The organism is Amycolatopsis azurea DSM 43854 (assembly GCF_001995215.1).
GTDB classification, from domain to species: Bacteria; Actinomycetota; Actinomycetes; order Mycobacteriales; family Pseudonocardiaceae; genus Amycolatopsis; species Amycolatopsis azurea.
Window position 1 is genome coordinate 237,841 of the sequence record NZ_MUXN01000006.1, and the last position, 22,661, is coordinate 260,501.

The following is a 22,661-nucleotide window of genomic DNA, read 5'->3' on the forward strand; positions in this document are numbered from 1 at the left end:
TCCGGATCATGGGACGGGTGCTCACGCTCGCCTAAGGTCGGCGGACGTGAGCACCCGCATCCTCGTCGTCTACTACAGCGCGACAGGCAACACCGCGAAACTGGCGTCGGCGCTGGCCGACGGCGCTCGCGAGGCCGAAGCCGACGTCCGCGTCCGCACGGTTCCCGAAACCGCGCCGCCCGGCGCGGTGGCGAGCAATCCACGCTGGCAGGCGTGGGTGGACGCCGGGCCGCACCACGAGACAGCGACGCTGGAAGACCTGGAGTGGGCCGACGGTTTCGCCGCCGGGAGCCCGACCCGCTTCGGCGGCCCCGCCGCCCAGCTGAAGTCCTTTTTGGACAGCACCGGCGGCCTGTGGGCCAAGGGAAAGCTGGTGAACAAGGTCGCGACGTCGTTCACCACCGCGTCCACCGCGCACGGCGGGCTCGAATCGACGGTGCTGGCGACCAACAACATCTTCTATCACTGGGGCGCCATCGTCCTGCCGCTCGGCTACACCGATCCGCACCTGCTCGAGTCGGGCAATCCGTACGGCGGCTCGTTCGTGTCGCGCAAATCCGCCGAACCCGACGACCTGGCCCTGGACGCGCTCCGTCTGCAAGGCCGACGGCTCGCCACCGTCTCGCGCTACATCGCCGCCGGTCTTTTCAAGGACGGGTGAAGGGAACCGCGCGTCCGTCTCTCGCGTCGTAGGGTGGTCACACAGCGTCACTCCACGGGGAGGAAGCGGGATGGCCGGCGGGTACGAGGTGGTCCTGGAGGCGATCGGCGCCGCGTCAGGCGCGGCGAAACGGGCTTCGGACGACGTCGGGAAGGTGGACCTCGCGGCCACGCTCGCCGACGTCGCGGCCGGGTTGCCGGGTGGCGTGTCGGGTGAAGCGGCCCGGCTGCTCGCGGACGCCTGGGGCCGTGCGGTGCCGGGCTGGGTGGCGAACACGTCGGACTACGCCGCGCGGCTCGACGAAGCGGCCGTCCGCTACCGCTCGAACGAGCAGGCGGCGTCCCGGGAACTTCCCGTCTGATGCTCACGTGGGGCGAGGTGCGCCGGTGGGATCCGGCCGCGATCGGCCGGGTGGCCGACGCGCTCAACGACGGCTGCACTCGGATCATCGCCGCGAACGACGATGTCGAAGCCATGGCCCGCTTCACGGACTGGTCCGGAGACGCAGCCACCGCCGCGTCGACGCGGGGCGGATCGCTGACCTCCACTTTGGAGCGGCTCGTCGCCGAGGCGTCCGCGGTCCGGCGGGGCGCGCACGAGGTGCAGATCGCGCTGGACCGGATCGTCGCGTTCGTGCGGGAGACCGACGAACTCGCTTCCCGGCACGGCCTGGTCATCGACGCCGGTGGCGGGATCGCGCTTTCGAGTGGTCCCGCGCGGCCGGATCAGCCTCGCGTGAAGGCGGAGCTCGCCGACCGGATCGAGCAGCTTCTGCGCCGCGCCACCGACGTCGACGCCGACTTCGCCGACATCATGCGGCGGGCCCTACACGGTGAGATCACCGAGCAGGGTGGCAGCACCCTCGCGCAGGCGGCGGACGCCGGAGCCGCGCAAAGCGGCCTGTCGATCATCGGCCCGCCGGAGAACGGCTCCCCCGGCGACAACAAGGCGTGGTGGGCGAGCCTGTCGGACACGGCGAAAGTCGCTCTGCTGCAAGGAAATCCGGGACTCGTCGGCAATCTCGACGGCATCCCGGCGACCGACCGCGACGCCGCCAACCGCGCCGTCCTCGCCCGCGAGATCGCGCGGCTCCAGGGTGATCCCAAGCTCAGGGGCCTGGAAGCCATCCAGCAGCGGCTGGACCGATCGGACCCGCAGGCGTTCCTGCTGGGGCTGGACACCGGCGGCGACGGGAAGGCGATCGTTTCGGCGGGGAATCCCGACACGGCGGTGAATGTCGCGACGTATGTGCCGGGGACGGGTTCGGAGCTGTCGAAGATCGGCGGCGATCTCAACCGTTCCGACAAGATGTGGGCCGCGGCGACGACCTCGGGCTCCCCGTCGACCGCCGTGATCACCTGGCTCGGCTACGACGCGCCGAACGAGATCACCGACGCCGCGAGCGCCAAGTACGCCGACGGCGGCAAGGCGGCACTCGCCGGATTCCAAGACGGGCTGAGGGAAACGCACCAAGGACCGCCGTCGCACAACACGGTGATGGGCCACAGTTACGGCACCACCGTCGTCGGGCACGCGGCCGGCGACGGCGGTCTCGCCGCGGACGAACTCGTCTTCGTCGCGAGCCCCGGCGTCGGCGCGCACGACGTGAGCGAGCTGCACCTCGATGGGGTGGATCCGGGCGAGACCGGCAAGCACGTGCACGCGACGGTGGCCGAACACGACATGATCAATCTGGCCAACGTCGAGATCGCCGGATACGACCCGATCCTCGGGCAGGATCCGACCGACGCGGACTTCGGCGGGCAGGTGTTCACGTCGGCGCCGGGCACGGACGGGTGGGGCGGGTACAGCACGGAGGCGCACAGCGAATACTGGGAAGACAACAACCCGTCGTTGAACAACCTCGGCCAGATCATCGCCGGGAAACCGACGACGTGAAGCGCCGGGCACTTGCCTCGACCCTCGCCCTGCTGATGTTCTCGGCGGCCTGTTCATCTGGAGACGACATGAAAGCGACGATCACCGAACAGCAGGCTCGCGACAAGGTCGAGCAGTACATCCAGGGCGCGCTGTCGGCGTTGCCCGCCGCTGCCGAGCTGAAACCGTTCACACGCAACCGTTCGGAGTGCACGGACCCGACCGACAAGGGGCCGCAGGGCAGGTTCGAGATCTCCGCGACCTACGAGATCACCGGCCTGGACCCGGCGCACTTCCCCGAGAACTTCACGGCGGTCATCCAGTGGTGGGAGTCGCACGAGTTCAAGGTCCTCACCGACTCCCGGCCGACGGATCAGTACGTCTTCGCACGCAATACCGGTGACGCCTTCGACATGTCGATCAAGGCGAACGATCTCGGCAAGTTCTACGTCGGCGCGACCTCACCCTGCGTCTGGCCGAACGGCACCCCCGAACCCCAGGCGCTCGAAGCCGAGGAGCCCGAGCAGCAGATCGCCGCTCCCCCGGAGCCCGAACCGGAACCGGCGCGCAAGCCGCGTCGCGCCCCCGTCGACGACGAGGACTTCGCCCAGACCGACTGGACCGACGGCGGCACCTCCTACTGACCCCGGACTCGGACGGGCGCCAGACCGTGTCCGTCACGTGGGTCGTGAGTGGTAAGTCGCGTTCTAACGACACTTACCACTCACGACCACCCCGCGCGGGACCCAGCTGCTGGGAAAAGCGGTCGACCGGCAGGTAATCGGCCTCTACCCTCCGGCCGTGACCGCCGAACTCGCCGCCGCCCCCACGCACCACGTCGCGCATCGCGGACGGGGCATCACGCTGATCCTGCTCGCCGCGCTGTTCTTCGGAACCTCAGGCGTGCTGGGCAAACCGGCGATGCAGGCGGGACTGTCGCCGGAGCAGGTGGCGGCGATCCGCATCGGGCTGTCGGCGCTCGTGCTCCTCGGTCTGGTCGCGGTCTTCCGGCCGAAGCTGCTCAGGGTGACGAAGCGCGAGTGGCCGTTGCTGCTGGCATACGGCTCGCTCGGCGTGGCCGGCGTCCAGCTCATGTACTTCCTCGCGGCGGGCCGGATCCCGGTCGGGATCGCGATCCTGCTCGAGTTCACCTCACCGGTGCTGATCGCGCTGTGGGTGCGGTTCGTAAGGCGGGTGCGGTTGCCGAAGGCGATGTGGGCGGGGATCGCGCTCGCGATGACGGGGCTCGTGCTGGTCGCGCAGGTCTGGGAAGGCCTCAGCCTGGACGTCGTCGGGCTGATCGCCGGGCTGGGCGCGGCCGTCTGTTCGGCCGGCTACTTCCTGCTCGGGGAACGCGGCGTCGCGGACCGGGATCCGCTCGGCATGGTCACCTGGGGGATGACGATCGGCGCGGTCCTGGTCTGCGCGGTCGCCCCGCCGTGGACGATTCCGTGGGGCGTCCTCGGCGAAGCGACGGCGTTCGGGCCGTGGCAGCCGCCGGTGTGGTCGCTGCTGGTCGCGCTGGTGCTGATCGCGACCGTCCTCGCCTACGCGACGGGGATGGCGGCGCTGCGTCATCTCCCGGCGTCGGTGGCGAGCGTGGTGGGGCTGGTGGAGCCGTTGATCGCCGCCGCCGCGGCGTGGCTGCTGCTCGGCGAGGCGCTCAGCTGGGTTCAGGCCGCGGGCGCGGTCGTGCTGCTGACCGGCGCGTACATCGTCCAGTTGACCACGAACGTGGTCCAGACGGACTCAACCGTTCTGGAGGCCCCGTAGGTCGCTGATCTCCTGCTGCTGCGACCGCGAGGTCGTCGCGGCGAGATCGCGGGCGTCGGGGTTGCGGCCGTGCTGGGTTTCGGCGTCGGCGATGCGGACGCCCGCCTCGCGCTGGCGCAGCAGCCGGGTGACGAACTGACGGTCGAAGTCCTTTCCGGACAGTCCGGCCAGGTCCGCCATGTCCTCCGGGCCGATGTACCCGTCGCGCTGGACGTGCTCCATGTTCGGGTCGTCCGGCGCGGGCTGGGCCCAGGACTCGATGAGCCCGGACAGCCGCGCGATCTCCGGCTCGTGCGTGTCGATGATCCGCTTCGCGAGCACCTTCAGCCGGTCGTTCCCCGCGCGGGTTTCCGCCAGTGAAGCCAGATCCACGCCCTGCTGGTGATGCGCGAGGGCCTGCCTCGCGAACGTGAGGTCGGCGTCGTTGAACGGAACCGCCGCCTGCTGTGCCACGGGTGACGTCCCGGGAGGCGCCGTCTGCGACTGGGGTGCCTCGTCCGAACAGCCCGCGAGCACGACGGCGGCCAAGGCGGTGGCCAGAGCGACGGGCAGGGATCGGAGGACGGCGTGCGGCATCGAAGAGCTCCTCGGAACGCGCGGTGGAGGGACATAGGTTCGCAGAGTCCACTTCGGCCTGTTCACCGGGGGTTGCGCAAACACTTTTCCTCACGCCCTTGCGGTGCGACAATCCCGCGATCCGCCGTCACTCCGACAGGAGGTCACCGCGAAATGGGCGCAGAAACCACCCCCGAACGGACGACCGAGCGGGCGGGCCTGCGCCCGGACCTGCGACAACGCCACGTCCGGATGATCGCGCTCGGCGGGATCATCGGCGCGAGCCTGTTCATCGGCAGCGGCGCGGTCATCCACACCGTCGGCCCGGCGGCCGTCCTCTCCTACGCCATCGGCGGATTGATCGTCGTCCTGGTGATGCGGATGCTCGGCGAAATGGCGACAGCGGCGCCGTCGCAGGGTTCCTTCATGGAATACGCGCGGACTTCGCTCGGCGGCTGGGCGGGGTTCACCGTCGGCTGGTTGTACTGGTACTTCTGGGTCGGCGTGGTCGCGTTCGAGGCCGTCGCCGGGGCGAAGATCCTCCAGACCTGGATTCCCGTTGTACCGCAATGGATCTTCTCGCTGGTGCTGATGCTGCTGCTGACCGCGACCAACCTCGCCTCGGCCAAGTCGTTCGGGGAGACGGAGTTCTGGCTCGCGTCGGTCAAGATCGCCACGATCGTGGTGTTCCTCGTGGTGGGCATCCTGTTCGTGCTCGGGGCCTGGCCCGGCGGATCGTTCTCGGTCGGCAACATCGCGCAGGACGGCTTCCTGGCCAACGGCCCGTTTTCGGTCGTGCACGGGGTCGTGATCGTGATCTTCTCCTATTTCGGCGCGGAGATCGTCACCATCGCCGCCGCCGAATCACGGGAGCCCGAAACGGCCGTGCGCAAGGCGACCTCGTCGATCGTCTGGCGCGTCATCGTGTTCTACGTCGGTTCCGTGACGCTGCTGGTGATGATCACCGGCTGGCGGGACATCCCGACCACGACGAGCCCGTTCGCCGCCGCGTTCGGCCGGTTCGGCATCCCCGCCGCCGAGACGATCGTCAGCGCGGTGGTGCTGACCGCGGTGCTGTCGGTGCTGAATTCGGGGCTGTACACCGCTTCCCGCATGTTGTTCGCGTTGCACGGCAACGGCTGGGCACCGAAGTGGATCGCGGACACGAACCGGCGCGGTGTGCCGTGGAAGGCGATCCTGGTGTCCACTTCGGTCGGCTACGTGGCCGTGGTGATGAATTTCGTGTCACCGGACAAGATCTTCTACTTCATCATCAACTCCGCCGGCGCGGTCGCGTTGTTCGTCTACGCGATCATCGCGGGCTCGCAGCTGCGGATGCGGCACCGTCTGGAGGCCGAGGCACCGGAACGGCTGAAGCTGCGCATGTGGGGCTATCCGTGGCTGAGCCGGCTCACCCTCGCCGGGACGCTGGCCGTGGTCGCGTCGATGCTGTTCGTGGACGCGGACACCCGCGCCCAGCTGTACCTGAGCCTGATCAGCCTGGCGGTGATCCTCGGCGTCTACTTCATCCAGCGCCGGCGATCCGGCCGAGAGCCCCGTAAAACACCTCTCCGATCTTCGCGGGATCACGGCTGAGGAAGACCTGGCCATCTACGGGTGCGACGAGCTGCGCGAGTTCGGTCTCGTCGGCCTCCGGGCCGATCCCGATGGCGATCAAGGGCAGCGGACGGTCCGGATCGCGCAGCTTTCCCAGTTCCGCCTTCAGGTTCTCGCGACCGACGCCCTCGGGGTCGGTGTCGCGGCCGTCGGTCATCACGATGACGAGGTTCAGCTTCCCCTGCGCCCATTCCTTGCGCGCCAGCCGATAGACGTCGAGGACACTGTCGTTGAGCCCGGTCCGCCCGTCGGGCACGGCGCGGACCGCGCGCAGCCGGTCCACCGCGGCCAGCTGCTGCCCGACCGGCGCCATCGGCAGGATCTCCCGGTAGTCACGCTCACCGTCCATTTTGGTCGCGAAGGCCAGGAAACGGATCTGTGACGTGGGTTTGAACAAGTGCAGCGCGTTCTCCGCGGCCTCCAGCGTGACCTGCAGACGGGACTTGCCGGTTCCCGGGACCGGCGCGCTCATCGATCCGGAGACGTCGATGAGCACCTGGGCCCGCGCGCTCACGTTCACCCCGGCCCATTGGGTGAGCGCTTTGTCGACTTCGGCGGCGTCCGGGATCTCGATACTGCGCTGCCCTCGCGCCTCGACGCGCTGATCGGTTTCGGTCAGCCGCAACGCCTGCCCGCCCGGCGCACGGAGACCGGACCACGTGCTGGTCGCCGCGCCTTGGAGCAGGGCACGCTTCAGCGCGGCGACGGCCCGGCCCTGCTGCTCGGTCGCGCTCGCGGTCTCCACGAACGGGTAGTCGAGCGACAGGGACGCGGGCGAATACGCGGCCACCAGCGCGGTTTCGCCGCTGGAAAGCTCCGCGTTGTGCCGCAGCACCTCGTTCTCCGACGTGGGGAACACCGTCGCGCCGGAAGTGGTGGCGGCGAACTTCCGGAGCAGGGCCACGTACGCGCCGGTGGGATCCGTGGCGTCCCGCGCGACGTCGGCCAGTGCCAGCAGCGCGGAAACACCGACGGGATCGCGCACGGGATCCGGCATCCCCGCCACGATTCCGGCGCTGCCCAGCACTTCCGGCCAGGTCAGCTGCTTGCGAGGCCAGCCGAGCCCGCCGGCGAGCGGCTCCGCGACCGCGAGCACCACCGGCGAACTGGCCACCGACGGCCCGGACACGGGAACCCCGCCCGCACGCCGCAGGAACAGCGTCGAGGACGGGATCCAGGCCTGTGGCCGGGGCGCGGTTCCGGACAGCTCGTCCGCCATCTGAAGGGAATCCCGGGGCTGGACGTCGAAGGCGACACAGACGAGCCGCAGGTCGCGGGCGGTCCGGGCGACGGCGGGGGCGATGTCGGGCGACGCGGCGACGACCACCCGGGCGGGCTCGCAACCGGGGTCGGATCGCGCCCGGGCCACGGCCACCCAGGTGGCCGCGCCGAGCACGGCGGCCAGCGCGAGCGCCAGCAGCGGGATCAGCATCCGTCTTCGGGTCCGGGCGGTGGCGTGGCGGCCCATCGACTCTCCCGGCATGGGGGTTCGAGGAGCGTCCGAGGGTACGCCGCCCGCACCCCTAGGGGAAGGCTGCGACTTTCGTCGGAGAAGAACCCCACCAAGGCGGGAGGTGTCCGAGATCGGGTCACGGAACACTTGCCCCGTAAGGAAAACACTCGAAACCGGGGGAATCCGTGATGAACCGTCCCACTCGTGCGGAGCAACGCAAAGCGCGCAACGCCCTCTTCGGTCAGGCGGTCACGGTCGTCTTCGCCCTGCTGATAGCGGCTGCTTCCCGTTAGCCCTCACGCGGCACGAGGCGTCCCTGCGCGACCGGCGAAGCCACCCAGACCTGCCAGGGTGACGGCCACGAGTGCGCCGCGTCCGGCTTCTCCACCCGCGCGTCGGCGAAGTCCACGCGGTCCTCGAACTCGGCCCCGGCGAAGGTGGTCGTCCCACTGAACATCGCCTCGGCGAAGCTGGTGAACCGGGGGAAGGCGGCCGCGCGGAAGTCGGTGACGCCGGTGAACCACACCCTGTCGAAGTTCGCGAAACGCCAGAACCGGGCACCCTGGAAGTCCCCGCCGACGATCACTCCGTCACGGAAGTCGGCACCGCTGAGGTCACAGTCCGCGAAGTCCGGCTCGACGAGGACCGCGTCCTGGAGATCCAGCTCCTCCCGGTGTTCGAGGATCCCGGGCCGCCGGAGACACCGGGTCAGCAGACCTTGCGCGGCCCGCCGGATCACCAACTCGTCCTCGTCCTCGACCGGGAACCTGAACGGCTTGCGCAGGTAGGTGCAGGTCAGCTCGATGGCGTCTTCGCGCGCGTCAGGTTCTTCGCGTACGTATCGCTCCAGGTCCGTGAAGCTCGCGAGCCGTTCCGCGGGGTCCTCACTGTCCATCTTCTCGACGACGCGTTCCCAGCGATCAAGCCGGAGCCCGGCGGCGACGAGCCCGGGCCGCAGCCGCCGGTCGCGCCGGATCCCCTCGAACGCGATCCAGCCCCCGTAGACCGCGCCGACCCCCAGCGCGACGCCCGCGAGCGCCGCCACGACGTACACCCCCACCATCATGTGGTGATTATGCGCGCGAAGGCCCCCTGGCTCGACTGAGTAAGGGGGCCTTTACGCGCGTTCGAGCTACACGGGGATGACCGTCGGCACGATCATCGGGCGGCGCCGGTAGGTGTCGGCGACCCAGCGGCCGACGACACGGCGCACGGCCTGCGCGATGCGGTGCGTGTCGGTGATGCCCTCGGCCTCGGTCCTCGCGAGCTCCATCTCCACCATGGGGAGCACCGCGTCGAGCGCCTTGGGGTCGTCGGAGAACCCGCGCCCGGACACCGTCGGACGGGTCACCGCCCGACCGGTGTTGGTGTCCACGGCGACGGTGATGGCGATGAAGCCGCCCTCGCCGAGCACGAGCCTGTCGGACAGCGTCGACTCGCCGACGTCGCCGACCGAGAGGCCGTCGACGTACACGTGCCCGACCTCGACCCGGCCGGTCCGCGAAGCCTTGCCGTCGACGAGGTCGACCACGACACCGTCTTCGGCGATGACCACGTTCTCCGGCGCGACACCGGTGCGCACGGCCAGCTCGCCGTTGGCGCGCAGGTGCTTCCACTCGCCGTGCACCGGCATGACGTTGCTGGGGCGCACCGCGTTGTACAGGTACAGCAGCTCGCCCGCCGACGCGTGCCCGGACACGTGCACCTTGGCGTTGCCCTGGTGCACGACGTTCGCGCCGAGCCGGGTGAGGCCGTTGACGACGCCGAAGACCGCGGTCTCGTTGCCCGGGATCATCGAGCTGGCCAGGACGACCGTGTCGCCGGAGCGGATCGAGATCTGCCGGTGCTCGCCGCGCGCCATCCGCGACAGCGCCGACAGCGGCTCGCCCTGCGAACCGGTCGACACGAACAGCACCTTGCTCTCGGGCAGGTCGCCCGCCTGGTCGAGGTTGACCAGCAGGCCGTCGGGCACGTTCAGCAGGCCGAGGTCGGCGGCGATGCCCATGTTCCGGACCATCGACCGGCCGACGAACGCGACCCGGCGCCCGTGCCGCACGGCGGCGTCGAGCACCTGCTGGACGCGGTGCACGTGGCTGGCGAAGCAGGCGACGATGACGCGCTGGTCGACCTTGCGGACGACGTCGTCGAGCACCGGGCCGATGTCGCGCTCCGGCATGACGAACCCGGGCACCTCGGCGTTGGTCGAGTCGACGCAGAACAGGTCCACGCCCTCGTCGCCGAGCCGGGAGAACCCGGCGAGGTCGGTCAGCCTGCCGTCGAGCGGGAGCTGGTCGAGCTTGATGTCGCCGGTGTGCAGCACGACGCCCGCGGGGGTGCGGATGGCCACCGCGAGCGCGTCCGGGATCGAGTGGTTGACCGCGAAGAACTCGAGGTCGAACGCGCCGACCTTGCGGTGCTCGCCCTCACGGACCTCGATCAGGTTCGGCCTCTGGCGGTGTTCCTTGGCCTTGGCCGCGAGCAGCGCGTTCGTGAACCGGGAGCCGTAGATCTTCAGGTCCGGCACGAGCCGCAGCAGGAACGGGACGGCGCCGATGTGGTCTTCGTGCCCGTGGGTGAGGACGAGGCCGTCGATGTCCTCCAGGCGGTCTTCGATCGCGCGGAAGTCGGGCAGGATCAGGTCGACACCGGGCTGGTCGTCTTCGGGGAACAGGACCCCGCAGTCGACGATCAGCAGACGGCCGCCGAATTCGAAGACGGTCATGTTGCGGCCGACTTCGCCGATCCCGCCGAGCGCGACCACGCGCAAGGCGCCTTCGGGCAGCGCCGGCGGCGGGGTGGTCGGTCCGGGTCCGGTTGGCAATGAACTCACCGAGGCATGGTCCCTACGCTGGTATGTGAAGTCGGCGCCGTATAGGCCGCCGCTGAATCTGCTTGTGCCACTCGTGCACCATGCCAGGCACTGGCATCGCTGTCGCCGAGCGGCACGCCCCCCTGGGCGAGATCGGCGGAAATCGCCTGGAGCTGGTCTTCGCTCGCGGCCACGATGGGCAGCCGCGGGTCGCCGATGTCGAATCCGCGCAGCCGCAGGGCCGCCTTCGAGAAGGCGACGCCGCCGACGCGGGACATCGCCCGCAGGACCGGCAGCATCCCGCGGTGGTTGGTGCGCGCGGTGGAGGTGTCACCGGATTCGTAGGCGTCCATCATGCCGCGGATGCGGCCCGCGACGACGTGCCCGATCACGCTGACCACGCCCGCGCCGCCGACGGAGACCCACGGCAGGTTGAGGCCGTCGTCACCGGAGTAGTAGGCGAGCTGCGAGTTCGCGATGACCTCGGAGCCGGCGATCAGGTCGCCCTTGGCGTCCTTGACCGCGAGGATGCGCGGGTGCTCGGCGAGCCGCAGCAGCGTGTCGACCTCGATGGGGACGATCGAGCGCGGCGGGATGTCGTAGAGCATCACCGGCAGGCCACTGGCGTCGGCGACCGTGGTGAAGTGCGCGTAGAGCCCGGCCTGGCTGGGCCGCGAGTAGTACGGCGTGACGACGAGGATGCCGTGGGCGCCCGCCGCTTCGGCCTGCTTCGCCTGCTCGATGCTGTGCGCGGTGTTGTTCGTGCCCGCCCCGGCGACGATCGTCGCGCGGTCGCCGACCGCTTCGACGACGGCGCGGACCAGCTCGGCCTTTTCGGCGTCGGTCGTGGTCGGGCTCTCCCCGGTCGTGCCGTTCACGACGAGACCGTCGTTGCCCAGATCCACGAGGTGTTCGGCCAGCTCCTGCGCCCGCTTCAGGTCCAGCGCGCCGTCGGCGTCGAAGGGGGTGGCCATCGCGGTGAGCACGCGCCCGAACGGTCTTCCCGGCGCTGCGGTGGGTGGAGTGGACATGCTGTGAAGGTACCTCCTGCGAGTGCCGAACCCCTTGCCGACGTGGTCGTCCCCTACGAATGCGGGAGATTTTCCGCGACGAAGGCGAACTCGGCGCAAACTCTCTGTGACCTATTTGACCTTGGTCGTGATCTGGGACGGGATCTGGCCGCCGTCGGTCTTGGCGAGCAGGCAGTAGAACCCGCGCGAGTAGTCGCGGGCCTCCTCGGTGGGCGGACGCTTCCACTCGGCCTCGGTCGGGACGACCGCCCGCCAGGTCAGCGTGGCCCGCTGCGCGGCGGGCACGACGTTCGAGTTGAAGGTCGCGGCGCACACCGTCTCGGCGATCCGGTTGACCGTTTCCACGCCCGGATACTCGGCGATCTGCGCGTCGTCGTCGCTGTAGGACTCCACGTCGAGCAGGGCACGTTTGGCGAAGATCTCCAGCAGGTGGTCTTTGTCGCAGCTGACCCCGTCGTTCAGGTTGATGCCCTCTCTGAGCGGCACGTTGTAGCAGTCCCCGGAGGACCCTAGCTTGACCTGGCCGTTGATGCCGTAGGTGAGCGTCGCCTGTGCCTGCGTGTTCCCCGCGGGCGCGGCCATCCAGCGGCCCAGGAAGATCCCGCCGACCAGGGCTCCGATCACGGCGACGGCGGCGAGGCTCAGCCACAGCGGCCGAAGGTTGCGTTTGGCGGGGGCGGGCGCGAGCCGGGTCATCGGCTGGCCGGGCTGCATCATCGCCGTGCCGCCCGAGGGCGGGGTCGGCTGGGCCTGGACGCCCTGCGCCGCCGAGAGCAGGCTGCGCACCTGGTCATACGACATCCGCGCTTCGGGCTTGGTGACCAGGAGACCGAGGATCGCGGCGGCCAGCGGGCCCTGGACGCGGGTCAGATACGGCGCCTCGGTCATGATCGCGTGCAGCGTGGCCGCGGTGGTCGACCGTTCGAACGCGACGATGCCCTCGGCGGCGAAGAACAGCGTCGTGCCCAGGGACCAGAGGTCCGATTCGGGCATCGCGTCGCGGCCCTCGACCCGTTCCGGCGCCATGAACGCGGGTGAGCCGACGATCATGCCGCTGGTGGTCAGGCGCGGGTCGTCGGCGGCGTGGGCGATGCCGAAGTCGGTGAGTTTCACGCGGCCGTCCGGCGCGACCATGATGTTCGCCGGTTTGACGTCGCGGTGCACGATCCCGGCGGCGTGCGCGGCCCGCAGCGCGGACAGCACCCGCTCCCCCACCTGCGCGACCTGCTGCGCGGGCAGGGGTCCGCGTTCGCGGACCAGGTCGGCCAAAGTCGGCGCCTCGACCAGCTCCATCACGATGTACGTCGCGCCGTTCTCGGTGACGACGTCGTACACGGTGACCACGGCCGGGTCGTTGAGGCGGCCGCCGGAACGTACCTCGCGCAGCATCCGCTCCGAAAGCACCGAGGCGTCCTCGGGCGCGTTCGGGAACTTCAGCTCCTTGATCGCCACCTGGCGGCCGATCACCTGGTCCTGTGCACGCCAGACGATCCCCATCCCGCCGCGGCCGAGCTCGCCCAGCAGGGCGTACCGTCCGGCGACGATCCGCCCGACGGCGGCCTGGTGCGTCTGCTGGGGCGGCCCGTACGGACGGGTCTGTTCGTCGGTCAAGGTTCGGTGCTCCTTCGGTTCGCGCAGGATGCTAACTCGGACCCGTTCGCGTACCGGAAGGTTCCTCGGACCCGCTTAGTGAATCAGACCGTGACCTCGTGCCCGGACTCCTGGAGCGCCTTCACCGCACGCTCCAGTTCGGACCCCCGGACCAGCACGTGGTCGGTGTCGAAAGTGGACAGCGAGAACAGCGCCACCCCGGCGGCGGCCAGCTCGCTCGACAGCGCCGCGATGATGCCGGTCAGCGTGAACGCCAGCGGCCCGCGGACCGACAGCAGTCGCCAGCCGTCCTCGACGGTGGCCCCGGCCGGCGCGAGACCGGCCGGGCAGATCACCGACAGTTCTTCGGGCGTCCGTGTGACGGAGATCAGCACGGGCTCGCCGGGGTCGAGCAGGTTCGCCGGAACCGGCGCGTCCGGGGCGAGGCGGGCGACCGCGTATTCGCCGGGCCGGACGTCGATCGCGAGGCGTCGCATCAGCCTTCGAGGACCTTCGGGCTGGACGCGACCTCGGTGCCGTCGGGCAGCGCGGAGATGGTGAAGTCCGCGAACACGTTGCCCGAGGCCTTCTGCAGCTCGCGCAGGCAGTCGATGGCCAGGGCGCGGATCTCGACGTCGGCGTGTTCGGTGGCGCGCATGGCGATGAAGTGCCGCCAGGCGCGGTAGTTGCCGGTGACCACGATGCGGGTCTCGGTCGCGTTCGGCAGCACCGCGCGGGCGGCCTGGCGGGCCTGCTTGCGGCGCAGGGTCGCGCTCGGCACGTCGGCGAACTTCTCCTCCAGGCCGGCGAGGAGCTCGGTGTAGGCGTCGACGGCGGCCTGGGAGGCGGCGAGGAACTTCGCGTGCAGCTCCGGGTCCTGCGCGATGACGTCGGGCTCGACGAACGCGGCGTCGCGCTCCGGCACGTAGCGCTGCGAGAGCTGCGAGTAGGAGAAGTGGCGGTGGCGGATCAGCTCGTGCGTCAGCGAGCGGGAGATCCCGGTGATGTAGAAGCTGACGGACCCGTGCTCCAGCACCGACAGGTGGCCGACGTCGATGATGTGCTCGAGGTAGCCGGCGTTGGTGGCCGTCTTCGGGTTCGGCTTCTTCCAGGACTGGTAGCAGGCCCGGCCCGCGAATTCGGCCAGCGCCTCACCACCGTCGGCATCGGTCGACCACGGTACGTCCGACGGCGGGAAGAACTCCGTCTTCGCGATCAGTTGAACCTTGGGTGACACGGTCTCGGCCACGTTCGCACTCCCTTTCGACCCCTGCTCCACGACTCCAAGCAGCGTAACCGCAGCCCTCCCTGACACCCCGCCGACATCACGGTGACGTCATGGGCTCCTTGACTGACATCACAAGTGACGTCATAGTGGTGTCATGGATCTGACGCCGTACATCACAAGCCTTCGCGAGGACCTCGCGAACACGGCTTCGGCCGGCGACGAGCAGACGCGGCGCGCTGCCGCGCTGCTGTCGTCGGCGCTGGAGCCCGCCGCCCGCCTGACCATCATGAACGCCCTCGCCGACCTCGCCGCCGAAGTGACTTCGGCACTGCCGGGGCACGTCGTCGACGTCCGGCTCGACGGCCGCGACGTGCGCGTCGTCGTCACCGGCTCCGGCTCCGCCGAGGGCGCCGAGCAGTCCGCGCCCCGCCAGGAGGCGCCGCGGGAGGCCCCGCGCGCGCCCAAGGTGGACACGGGCGACATCACCCGCATCACGCTGCGCCTGTTCGAGCAGGTCAAGGGCCAGGCGGAAGCCGCGGCCGCCTCTCAGGGCGTTTCGCTGAACACGTTCGTCTCGCAGGCCGTCCAGGGGGCGCTGGGCAAGAGCGGCGGCGAGCACTGGCAGCACAAGCAGAAGCCTGGCGGCGGTGCCGGTTCGCACCTGCACGGCTGGGTCCAGGGCTGAGTCTCCTGTGGGCGGAGCTGAGGACGCACCTCAAAAGCAACCAAACGCGTGAACCCGCCCCGGCCGAAGGCCCCGCTATCGCGGTGGCAGGGCGCCCTGGTCCGCCATCGTGACGGGGAAGACCAGGCAGCGTCCTGCCGACGTCGATCGCGGTCGCGGGTTCACCACCAGACACTGAGGGACGGAAATGACCGAGGAGAACACCCCCGCGGGTGAAGAGATCGTGCGCGTCGAAGACTTCGACGCCGAGGGTCCGATCGAGATCGACGTGAGCGTGGCCATCGGCCGGGTGACCATCGAACTGACCGGCGAGAACGGCGTCCACGCCGAGGTCCGCCGGGACGGCGGCGAGCAGCAGCCGTGGGTGGACGGGATGACGAGCCTGCTCAGCTGGGTCGGGGAACGCTTCGGCGACCAGCTCGGCGCCGATCCGCGCACCTCGGTGGGCGACGCCGTGGCGCAGACGCGGATCGAGAAGGTCGGCAACCGGCTGGTCGTCCAGGCGCCGAAGGCCTGGCAGCTGAAGAACGTCCCGCTCGCCGTGACCGTCCGGGCACCCGCCGGTTCGCATCTGGAGGTGCGGGCCGGAGCGGCCGACGTCACGGTGACCGGTGCCGCCGGGCGCGCCGACCTCCTCACCGGCGCCGGCAAGATCGGCCTGGAGCGGGCCGACGGCTCGGCGATCGTCCGCACCGGCACCGGCGACATCAAACTCGGGCCGACGCTGTCCGGTCTGCAACTGCGCACCGGCAGCGGCTCCGTCGAAGCGGCCTCGGTGAACGGCTCGGCCACGGTCGCGACCGGCACCGGCGACGTCTGGCTCGGCGAGGTCGCGGGCGAGGTCCTGGCGCGCACCGGCAGCGGCGACCTCTCGGTGGCCGACGCCGCCTCCGGGTCGCTGGAGCTGACCACCGGATCGGGCGAGGTCCGGGTCGGGATCCGCGGCGGCGTCCAGGCGGAGATCGACCTTTCGTCGACGACCGGCGCCGTGTCGAGCGAGCTGGATGTCGCGGAGACCGCTCCCGCCGAGGTCTCGCTCAAGGTGCGGGCGCGCACCGGCACCGGCGACGCGAAGGTGACCAGCGCGGCCCGCTGAGGCCGTGGACCACAGGGGGATCGAGGGACCTTTGCTCTCACTTTTCCACGGGGGTGGGAGCAAAGGTCCCTTGCTCGGTTCAGGTGCTCGCGGACGGCCGCCAGGTGCTCGTCGGTGATCCCGGTGTGCGGATCGACCCGCACCAGGCCTGTGGCCTTCCCCGACAGGGTGTCCGCCTGGTGGGCCCAGACCAGCTCCGCGTCCCCGGCTGCTTCGAGCAGCGCCGTCCCGTGACCGGGGTCGAGCCAACATCCGCAGCGGATGTTTCCGGTTCCAGCCGCGGAGCCGGAACTTGTGCTCGGCGAAACCCGGCGGCTTGGGCCCCAGCGAGCGGCTTGACCTCGTGAGTGGTGAGGACGGTTAGAGCGGACCGGTATTTGCCTACCTACCCCTGACCAGGGGACGGTGGCGTTTCGGGAGAGTGCTGGGTCGACGATGCCGCCGACGGCCGAGCGGGGAAGCCAGATGTGGCGGACCTCTGGTGCCGACTGTGTGGATTTTGGTGCGTTGGACGCACAGAAATCCACACAGTCCCGCGTGACCGGTCCGGTCATGACCCCTCACCCTCAGTGACACCTCGCCACGAGGCTCGCCTAGCGCACGAGGCGGGAGAGCACGGGAGCGAGATCGCCCCGCTCCCCCACCGCGACCCCGTCCAGCCCCTGCCACTCCGCCATCAGCCGCAGCTCGCCCGCCAGCTCACTCGCGACCCGCGCGACGTCCACCCCGGGCTCGGCGAAGGCACCCTGGACGCGAAGCACGCCGGCGGCCCGGTCGCATTTGAGGTCGACCCGGCCGACGAGTTCGCCGTCGAGCAGGAACGGGAACACGTAGTACCCGTAGATCCGCTTCGGCTCGGGGACGTAGATCTCGATGCGGTAGAAGAAGTCGAAGATGCGCTCGGTCCGGGCGCGTTCCCAGATCAGCGGGTCGAACGGCGACAGCAGCGCGCGGCCGGTGACCGTACGAGGCGCCTTCGCCGCGACATGCCGGTACGCCGGGGCGGGCCAGCCGTCCACGGTCACCGGTTCCAGCACACCCGCGTCGACCAGTTCGGCCACCGCCCGCTTGCTGACGTCGGGGCCGAGCCGGTAGTAGTCCCGCAGATCCGGTTCGGTGCCGATGCCCAGCGCGACGGCCGCGCGGGTGATCAGTTCGCGGGCGCCCTCCTCCGGGCTCACCCGCCGCGACAGGATCTCCGGCGGCACGACGCGTTCGGTCAGGTCGTACAGCCGCTCGAACGACCGGCGCGTGCCGGTGGTCAGCTGCCCCATGCCGAACAGCCACTCGCAGGCCTTCTTGACCTCCGACCGCTCCCACCACGAGCCGGGCTTGTAGCCGCCGGAATCACTTTCCAGGGCACGCTCGATGCCGCCCGCGCCGATCGGTCCCTGTTCCTTGACCACGGCGAGGATGTCGTCCACCAGCTGAGGCGTCTGCTCCAGCACGCGCGCGTAGTTCGTCCACCAGCCCATGCGCTTCGCCCCGGACCGCAGCAGCGGCCAGTCCGCCACCGGCAGCAGGCTCGCCTCGTGTGCCCAGGATTCGACCAGCATCCGGGGCTTGCGCGCGGAATGGGACCACGCCGCGTCGTCCACCAGCGTGGGCTCGTACGCGCCGAGCCGGGAGAACAGCGGCATGTAGTGCGCGCGGACCGCGACGTTCACCGAATCCAGTTGCAGCAACTGGATTCGCGACAGCACGCGTTGCAGATGCCGTCTCGTCACCGCACCGCTCGGACGTGCTTCGGAGAATCCCTGCGCGGCCAGGGCGATCCGGCGCGCGACCGGACCGCTGATGGTCGAAGTGCTCATCGTCGGAATGGTGCCATCCGCCACCGACAGTTTCCGGCGACCACGATAAATTGCCTGCCATGGCCGCCGCCGAAGTCCGCCCCGCAGTCGTGTCCGACGCCCCCGAGATCGCCCGCATCCAGCGCGATACCTGGCGAAGCGCCTACACGGAACTGCTCGGCGAAGCGGCCGTCGCCGAGCTCGACGTCGTGGAGCTCGAAAAGACGTGGGCCGAAACGATCGAGTACCCGGGCACGCACGTCTTCCTCGCCACCGAAGGCGAGTTCACCGTCGGTTTCTGCGTCGCCGGCCGGGCTCCGGAGAGCGAAGTGGCCACCGCCGACGGATCGCTGCCCGACGACGCCGCGACGACGGCGCTCATCGCCTCGCTGCTGGTCGAGCCCCGCTGGGGACGGCGCGGGCACGCGGGACGCCTGCTGGCGAACGCGTCCGCCTGGCTGCGTGAGGACGGCGCCACCCGCGGGATCAGCTGGGTCGCCCAGACCGATCACGCGTCACTGGGTTTCTTCCGCCGCGCGGGCTGGTCCCCCGACGGCACCGTCCGCATCCTCGACACCGGAAGCACGAACGTGCGCGAAGTCCGGCTCACCGGCGGCCTCGACCTCGAGCTCACTCCCTGACTTCGCGAACACGACCCAGCGCATCACCGAGTACATGAAGACGCCTTCGCACGCCCCGGCGATGAGCCGGGACAAGCGGTAGTCGACGCCCAGCGCGGCCAGTCCCGCGCCGACGCCGAGCAGGAACGCCAGGTAGTTGATGACGATCGCGACGACGTACAGCACCGCCTGCCTGCCGACGGGCGCGTGCGAGCGGAAGTTCATGCTGCGGTTGAGCACGAAGCTCAGCCCGAACGCCACCCCGTAGGCGAGCGTGATCGCCAGCCACACCGGCAGCCCGAGCCAGCCGCGAAGCAGAGTCAGCAGCAGCAGGTCGACCCCGAAGGTGAACCCGTTGATGAGCGCGAAACCGAGGAAACTCGGCGCCACCAGCCGGGAAAGCCCGAAGGGGAGGCGCCGGACCACGGCCGCGCAGAAGTCGTCGAAGCGATCCGCGAAACCCTTGCCGCGGACCGCGTCGTGCACGTCGGCCACTCGTTCAGCATGGCAGCGGCAGGTGGCCGCCAGCCGACGTGCAGGTGATCTTCTGGTGCGCGCCCGAGTCCGGTAACGGGGGCTGGCCCCAGTGCGACCCGTATTTCAGCTGATAACTTGGAGAGAACGAAGATAACGGGGAGGCAACGATGGTGGGCTGGTTGCTCCTGTCGTTCGGCGTCGCCTTCGGCTCGGCGATCCTCCCCGTGGTCAGCATCGAGATGTTCCTCATCGGCCTCTGCGCGAGTGAGCCGACACTGCCATGGCTGCTGCTCGGCGCCGTCGTCGCGGCCGGTCAGGTCGGCGGGAAGACGCTCTACTACCTCGCCGCGAAGGGCACGATCAAGCTGCCGAAACCCCTGCACGACCGGCTGCACCGGGAGCGGCCGCCCACCCCGCGCCGGGAACGGTGGCGGGCGCGCACCAAGAAGATGCGGGCCCGGCTCGACGCCCTGCGCGAACGCTGCCACCGGCATCCGCACTGGATGGCGGGCACGTACGGGGTGAGTTCGATCCTCGGGCTGCCGCCGTACATGGCCACGAGCGTGCTCGCGGGGCTGGTGAAGATGCCGCTGGCGAGCTTCCTGGCCACCGGTTTCCTGGGCCGCTGGCTGCGGTTCAGCCTGCTGGCCGCTTCACCCGCCCTGTTCGCCGGCTGGTTCCACTACTGACCTCACGCATTTAGTCCTCTGAATGCGGTGGTTCGCGCTCCCAACTACCGCGTTCAGTCCTCTAAGTGCGGGACTTTCCTTCGAGTTCGACGGCACGCCGCATGGTCGCGCGGGCCCGCTTCCGGTCCCCGGCGATCTCGTACGCGTACGCCAGCCGGTACCAGACGCGCCAATTCTCCTGATCGGCCTCGACCTCGGCGCGGCGCTCGTCGAACCAGGCGTCCGCGGCGTCGCGATCCACCCGGCCCGAAGGCCGCCGCGGCAGGTCGGACACGTCGGGCAGGCCGCCTTCTTCGTCCAGCCGCCGTGAAAGCCGCTGGATCTGGACGCCGGATCGCCAGGTGGTCACGATGATCCAGATCCCGAGCAGCGGCAGCAGCAGGACACCGATGCCGAAGATCACCGGCACCGTCTCGCCGGTGCCCAGCAACGCGATCCCCCGGCCGGCCAGCAGGACGACGTAGACCGCGAGGGCCGCCGTCATCACCAGCGCGAAATTGCGGGCCCTCACAGGTCGAGGATGTTCTCGAGACCGACCGTCAGGCCGGGCCGCGTGAGCACCGAGCGCACGCCGAGCAGCACACCGGGCATGAACGACGTGCGGTGCAGCGAGTCGTGCCGGATGGTCAGGGTCTCCCCCTCACCGCCGAACAGGATCTCCTCGTGCGCCACCAGACCGGGCAGCCGGACCGAATGCACGCGGACGTCGTCGACGAGCGCGCCGCGGGCACCGTCCACTTCGGACGTCGTCGCGTCTTCACCGGGCGCGAGACCGGCTTCCGCACGGGCCTCGGAGATCAGCCGGGCGGTGTGCGCGGCGGTACCGGACGGCGCGTCGGCCTTGCGGTTGTGGTGCAGCTCGATGACCTCGGCCGAGTTGTAGAACCGGGCCGCCTGCTGGGCGAAACGCATCGCCAGCACCGCGCCGAGGGCGAAGTTCGGCGCGATGAGCACGCCGAGCGACGGGTCGGCGGCGAGCCACGAACGCAGCTTCTCCAGCCGCTCCCCGCTGAACCCGGTGGTGCCGACCACGGCGTGGATCCCGTTGCCGGTCAGGAACTCCAGGTTGTCCATCACCGCGTCGGGATGGGTGAAGTCGACGACGACCTGTGCCTGCTTGAGCGCCGAGAAGTCATCACCGGCGTCGAGCGCGGCGACGAGCTCCATGTCGTCGGCGCCGTTGACGGCGTTGACCACTTCCTGGCCCATCCGGCCGCGTGCGCCCAGCACACCGACGCGAATTCCAGCGGTCATGATGCGATCACCTCGTGCAGATCGTCCGGCAGGTCGTCGGCGTGAGCGTACGGCCCGACGACCGCCGCCGCCGACACGCCACCAGGGCGACGCAGCAGAGTGCGAGCGAGCGCACAGACCTCTTCGGTGGTGACGGCGTCGATCCGCGCCACCGTGTCGTCGACGCCGAGATAGCGGCCGTAGTTCAGTTCGTTCTTGCCGATTCGCGACATCCGCGACGAGGTGTCCTCCAGGCCGAGCACGAGCCCGCCCCGCAACTGCCCCTTCGCCCGCGCGACCTCGGCTTCGCTCAGCCCGTCCTTGCCGACGAGTTCGAGCACCTCGCGGATCACCCCGGCGACCTCGCCGAGCTTCTCCGGCTGGCAGCCCGCGTACACGGCCATGTGCCCGGCGTCGGCGTAGCTCGCGACGGACGAATACACCTGGTACGCCAGCCCGCGCTTCTCGCGGACCTCCTGGAACAGCCGCGAGCTCATCCCGCCGCCGAGCGCGGCGTTCAGCACCGACTGCGCGAACCGCCGGTCGTCGTGCCGCGGCAGCGAACGCAGGCCGAGCATCACGTGCGCCTGCTCGGTGTCGTCGGTGTGCAGCGCGAGCTTCGGCGCCATCGCGATCCGCGCGCGGCCGCCACGCGGCGCCACCGGCGTCGCCGACCCGGTCAGCCTGTTCCGCAAAGCCTTGCGCACCAAGCGAAGCACCTGGCCGTGCTCGATGTTTCCGGCGACCGCGAGCACCATCCGCGGCAGCGTGTAGCGGCGCCGGTAGAACCCGCGCAACGCCGACGCCGACATCTCGATGATGGACTTCTCGCTGCCGAGCACCGGACGTCCCAGCGCGTGATCGCCCAGGATAGCGCCGACGAAGGTCTCGTGCAGCAGGTCTTCCGGGTCGTCGTCCCGCATCGAGATCTCTTCGAGCACGACACTGCGCTCGGTCTCGACGTCCTTGTCCGTGCACAACGCCTCGAACACGACGTCGGTGACGAGATCCATCGCGAGCGGCAGGTCCTCGTCGAGCACCTGCGCGTAGTAGCAGGTGTGTTCCTTCGCGGTGAACGCGTTGAACTCCCCGCCGACCGCGTCGATCTCCTCGGCGATCTGGGTGGCGTCGCGGTTCGTGGTGCCCTTGAACAGCAGGTGTTCGAGGTAGTGCGCCGCGCCTTCGACCGACGACGGCTCATCCCGCGATCCGACGCCGACCCACAGTCCGACCGTCACCGACCGGGACGCGGGAACGTGCTCGGTGATGACCCGGAGGCCACCGGCCAGCACACTGCGCTTGACCACCGCACCGTCCGAAGAGGACTCGAGCGTACGGGTGCTGCCGATGGGCTGTTCGTGCCCGGAGATCTGACGAGCCAACGGATCCCTTACTCACATGTCATGAAAGGGCCGTTCAGGACAACGAGTGCCCCGAACGACCCTTTCACGGCGTTTCACATCGGTCTAGCCA

At 69.9% G+C, this 22,661-nt stretch carries 22 protein-coding genes and 1 pseudogene; 10 read left to right on the forward strand and 13 right to left on the reverse strand.

The window, feature by feature from the left end; genetic code table 11:
- Window positions 1-46: 46 nt before the first annotated feature.
- From wrbA to B0293_RS10765, 5 genes are all read left to right on the forward strand, one after another.
- Complete coding sequence (gene wrbA / locus B0293_RS10745) at window positions 47-661, forward strand: NAD(P)H:quinone oxidoreductase (RefSeq protein WP_005156357.1); 615 nt, start codon at window positions 47-49, stop codon at window positions 659-661.
- A gap of 70 nt (window positions 662-731) precedes the next feature.
- Window positions 732-1,022 carry a hypothetical protein gene (locus B0293_RS10750; RefSeq protein WP_005156349.1) on the forward strand — a complete coding sequence of 97 codons (291 nt, stop codon included), beginning with the start codon at window positions 732-734 and terminating at the stop codon, window positions 1,020-1,022.
- On the forward strand, window positions 1,022-2,560 hold the full coding sequence (locus B0293_RS10755; RefSeq protein ID WP_005156346.1) for an alpha/beta hydrolase: 1,539 nt from the start codon (window positions 1,022-1,024) through the stop codon (window positions 2,558-2,560). Before B0293_RS10750 ends, B0293_RS10755 begins: the two co-directional genes overlap by 1 nt.
- 68 nt (window positions 2,561-2,628) lie before the next feature.
- Entirely contained in the window at window positions 2,629-3,183 is a 555-nt protein-coding gene (locus B0293_RS10760) for a hypothetical protein (protein ID WP_039917632.1), read from the forward strand.
- 157 nt (window positions 3,184-3,340) lie between these two features.
- The gene (locus B0293_RS10765; RefSeq protein WP_005156339.1) at window positions 3,341-4,312 is read left to right on the forward strand and encodes an EamA family transporter; all 972 of its coding nucleotides are present in this window, start codon (window positions 3,341-3,343) and stop codon (window positions 4,310-4,312) included.
- On the opposite strand, the gene B0293_RS10770 is transcribed toward B0293_RS10765, so the two are convergent.
- Window positions 4,289-4,888, reverse strand: a complete 600-nt coding sequence (locus tag B0293_RS10770; RefSeq protein ID WP_005156336.1) for a DUF305 domain-containing protein — start codon at window positions 4,886-4,888, stop codon at window positions 4,289-4,291. The genes B0293_RS10765 and B0293_RS10770 overlap by 24 nt on opposite strands.
- A 153-nt stretch (window positions 4,889-5,041) precedes the next feature.
- On the opposite strand from B0293_RS10770, the gene B0293_RS10775 reads away from it, so the two are divergent.
- Window positions 5,042-6,463 (forward strand): amino acid permease, encoded by a 1,422-nt coding sequence (locus B0293_RS10775; RefSeq protein WP_005156332.1) that lies wholly within the window; start codon window positions 5,042-5,044, stop codon window positions 6,461-6,463.
- Here the strand turns inward: B0293_RS10775 and B0293_RS10780 are convergent.
- The 7 genes from B0293_RS10780 to thyX form a co-directional block, all read right to left on the reverse strand.
- On the reverse strand, window positions 6,393-7,952 hold the full coding sequence (locus B0293_RS10780; protein WP_063936635.1) for a VWA domain-containing protein: 1,560 nt from the start codon (window positions 7,950-7,952) through the stop codon (window positions 6,393-6,395). The genes B0293_RS10775 and B0293_RS10780 overlap by 71 nt on opposite strands.
- A gap of 274 nt (window positions 7,953-8,226) precedes the next feature.
- Window positions 8,227-9,003: a pentapeptide repeat-containing protein gene (locus B0293_RS10785; protein WP_039917628.1), complete on the reverse strand. Its 777-nt coding sequence runs from the start codon at window positions 9,001-9,003 to the stop codon at window positions 8,227-8,229.
- Window positions 9,004-9,069: 66 nt separating this feature from the next.
- Window positions 9,070-10,767 carry a ribonuclease J gene (locus B0293_RS10790; protein WP_005156324.1) on the reverse strand — a complete coding sequence of 566 codons (1,698 nt, stop codon included), beginning with the start codon at window positions 10,765-10,767 and terminating at the stop codon, window positions 9,070-9,072.
- A complete protein-coding gene (gene dapA / locus B0293_RS10795) occupies window positions 10,764-11,777 on the reverse strand; it encodes a 4-hydroxy-tetrahydrodipicolinate synthase (protein ID WP_039917625.1) in 1,014 nt (337 codons plus the stop codon). Before dapA ends, B0293_RS10790 begins: the two co-directional genes overlap by 4 nt.
- Before the next feature lie 111 nt (window positions 11,778-11,888).
- Window positions 11,889-13,388 carry a serine/threonine-protein kinase gene (locus B0293_RS10800; RefSeq protein WP_005156318.1) on the reverse strand — a complete coding sequence of 500 codons (1,500 nt, stop codon included), beginning with the start codon at window positions 13,386-13,388 and terminating at the stop codon, window positions 11,889-11,891.
- An 83-nt stretch (window positions 13,389-13,471) separates the two neighbouring features.
- Window positions 13,472-13,864, reverse strand: a complete 393-nt coding sequence (locus tag B0293_RS10805) for an ACT domain-containing protein (protein WP_005156315.1) — start codon at window positions 13,862-13,864, stop codon at window positions 13,472-13,474.
- A complete protein-coding gene (gene thyX / locus B0293_RS10810) occupies window positions 13,864-14,616 on the reverse strand; it encodes an FAD-dependent thymidylate synthase (protein ID WP_005156312.1) in 753 nt (250 codons plus the stop codon). The genes B0293_RS10805 and thyX overlap by 1 nt, the downstream gene beginning before the upstream one ends.
- A 133-nt stretch (window positions 14,617-14,749) precedes the next feature.
- Between thyX and B0293_RS10815 the strand changes: the two genes are divergently transcribed.
- Window positions 14,750-15,280, forward strand: a complete 531-nt coding sequence (locus tag B0293_RS10815) for a toxin-antitoxin system HicB family antitoxin (protein ID WP_005156309.1) — start codon at window positions 14,750-14,752, stop codon at window positions 15,278-15,280.
- A gap of 187 nt (window positions 15,281-15,467) precedes the next feature.
- Window positions 15,468-16,376, forward strand: a complete 909-nt coding sequence (locus B0293_RS10820) for a DUF4097 family beta strand repeat-containing protein (protein WP_005156308.1) — start codon at window positions 15,468-15,470, stop codon at window positions 16,374-16,376.
- A 593-nt stretch (window positions 16,377-16,969) separates the two neighbouring features.
- Here the strand turns inward: B0293_RS10820 and B0293_RS10825 are convergent.
- On the reverse strand, window positions 16,970-18,190 hold the full coding sequence (locus tag B0293_RS10825; RefSeq protein ID WP_039917621.1) for a winged helix-turn-helix domain-containing protein: 1,221 nt from the start codon (window positions 18,188-18,190) through the stop codon (window positions 16,970-16,972).
- A gap of 59 nt (window positions 18,191-18,249) precedes the next feature.
- Here B0293_RS10825 and B0293_RS10830 point away from each other — a divergent pair, with 59 nt between their 5' ends.
- The gene (locus B0293_RS10830; protein ID WP_077241292.1) at window positions 18,250-18,810 is read left to right on the forward strand and encodes a GNAT family N-acetyltransferase; all 561 of its coding nucleotides are present in this window, start codon (window positions 18,250-18,252) and stop codon (window positions 18,808-18,810) included.
- 18 nt (window positions 18,811-18,828) lie between these two features.
- On the opposite strand, the pseudogene B0293_RS44235 reads toward B0293_RS10830, so the two are convergent.
- A pseudogene (locus B0293_RS44235) lies at window positions 18,829-19,284 on the reverse strand (GtrA family protein); the annotation flags it as partial.
- A gap of 149 nt (window positions 19,285-19,433) precedes the next feature.
- On the opposite strand from B0293_RS44235, the gene B0293_RS10840 reads away from it, so the two are divergent.
- Window positions 19,434-19,955, forward strand: a complete 522-nt coding sequence (locus tag B0293_RS10840) for a YqaA family protein (RefSeq protein ID WP_005156303.1) — start codon at window positions 19,434-19,436, stop codon at window positions 19,953-19,955.
- A 61-nt stretch (window positions 19,956-20,016) separates the two neighbouring features.
- Here B0293_RS10840 and B0293_RS10845 read toward each other — a convergent pair whose 3' ends face one another.
- Genes B0293_RS10845 through B0293_RS10855 form a run of 3 tightly spaced genes read right to left on the reverse strand, consistent with a single transcriptional unit; the run spans window position 20,017 to window position 22,570 of the window.
- A complete protein-coding gene (locus tag B0293_RS10845) occupies window positions 20,017-20,466 on the reverse strand; it encodes a tetratricopeptide repeat protein (RefSeq protein WP_005156301.1) in 450 nt (149 codons plus the stop codon).
- On the reverse strand, window positions 20,463-21,209 hold the full coding sequence (dapB, locus tag B0293_RS10850) for a 4-hydroxy-tetrahydrodipicolinate reductase (protein WP_005156299.1): 747 nt from the start codon (window positions 21,207-21,209) through the stop codon (window positions 20,463-20,465). The genes B0293_RS10845 and dapB overlap by 4 nt, the downstream gene beginning before the upstream one ends.
- Complete coding sequence (locus B0293_RS10855; protein WP_005156296.1) at window positions 21,206-22,570, reverse strand: M16 family metallopeptidase; 1,365 nt, start codon at window positions 22,568-22,570, stop codon at window positions 21,206-21,208. Before B0293_RS10855 ends, dapB begins: the two co-directional genes overlap by 4 nt.
- Window positions 22,571-22,661: the final 91 nt, after the last annotated feature.

Coding starts and splice junctions, on each gene's coding strand:
- B0293_RS10750 (WP_005156349.1), top strand. CDS start 732: ATGGCCGGCGGGTACGAGGTGGTCCTGGAGGCGATCGGCGCCGCGTCA.
- B0293_RS10755 (WP_005156346.1), top strand. CDS start 1,022: ATGCTCACGTGGGGCGAGGTGCGCCGGTGGGATCCGGCCGCGATCGGC.
- B0293_RS10760 (WP_039917632.1), top strand. CDS start 2,629: ATGAAAGCGACGATCACCGAACAGCAGGCTCGCGACAAGGTCGAGCAG.
- B0293_RS10770 (WP_005156336.1), bottom strand. CDS start 4,888: ATGCCGCACGCCGTCCTCCGATCCCTGCCCGTCGCTCTGGCCACCGCC.
- B0293_RS10775 (WP_005156332.1), top strand. CDS start 5,042: ATGGGCGCAGAAACCACCCCCGAACGGACGACCGAGCGGGCGGGCCTG.
- B0293_RS10780 (WP_063936635.1), bottom strand. CDS start 7,952: ATGGGCCGCCACGCCACCGCCCGGACCCGAAGACGGATGCTGATCCCG.
- B0293_RS10785 (WP_039917628.1), bottom strand. CDS start 9,003: ATGATGGTGGGGGTGTACGTCGTGGCGGCGCTCGCGGGCGTCGCGCTG.
- dapA (WP_039917625.1), bottom strand. CDS start 11,777: ATGTCCACTCCACCCACCGCAGCGCCGGGAAGACCGTTCGGGCGCGTG.
- B0293_RS10805 (WP_005156315.1), bottom strand. CDS start 13,864: ATGCGACGCCTCGCGATCGACGTCCGGCCCGGCGAATACGCGGTCGCC.
- B0293_RS10815 (WP_005156309.1), top strand. CDS start 14,750: ATGGATCTGACGCCGTACATCACAAGCCTTCGCGAGGACCTCGCGAAC.
- B0293_RS10820 (WP_005156308.1), top strand. CDS start 15,468: ATGACCGAGGAGAACACCCCCGCGGGTGAAGAGATCGTGCGCGTCGAA.
- B0293_RS10825 (WP_039917621.1), bottom strand. CDS start 18,190: ATGAGCACTTCGACCATCAGCGGTCCGGTCGCGCGCCGGATCGCCCTG.
- B0293_RS10830 (WP_077241292.1), top strand. CDS start 18,250: ATGGCCGCCGCCGAAGTCCGCCCCGCAGTCGTGTCCGACGCCCCCGAG.
- B0293_RS10840 (WP_005156303.1), top strand. CDS start 19,434: ATGGTGGGCTGGTTGCTCCTGTCGTTCGGCGTCGCCTTCGGCTCGGCG.
- dapB (WP_005156299.1), bottom strand. CDS start 21,209: ATGACCGCTGGAATTCGCGTCGGTGTGCTGGGCGCACGCGGCCGGATG.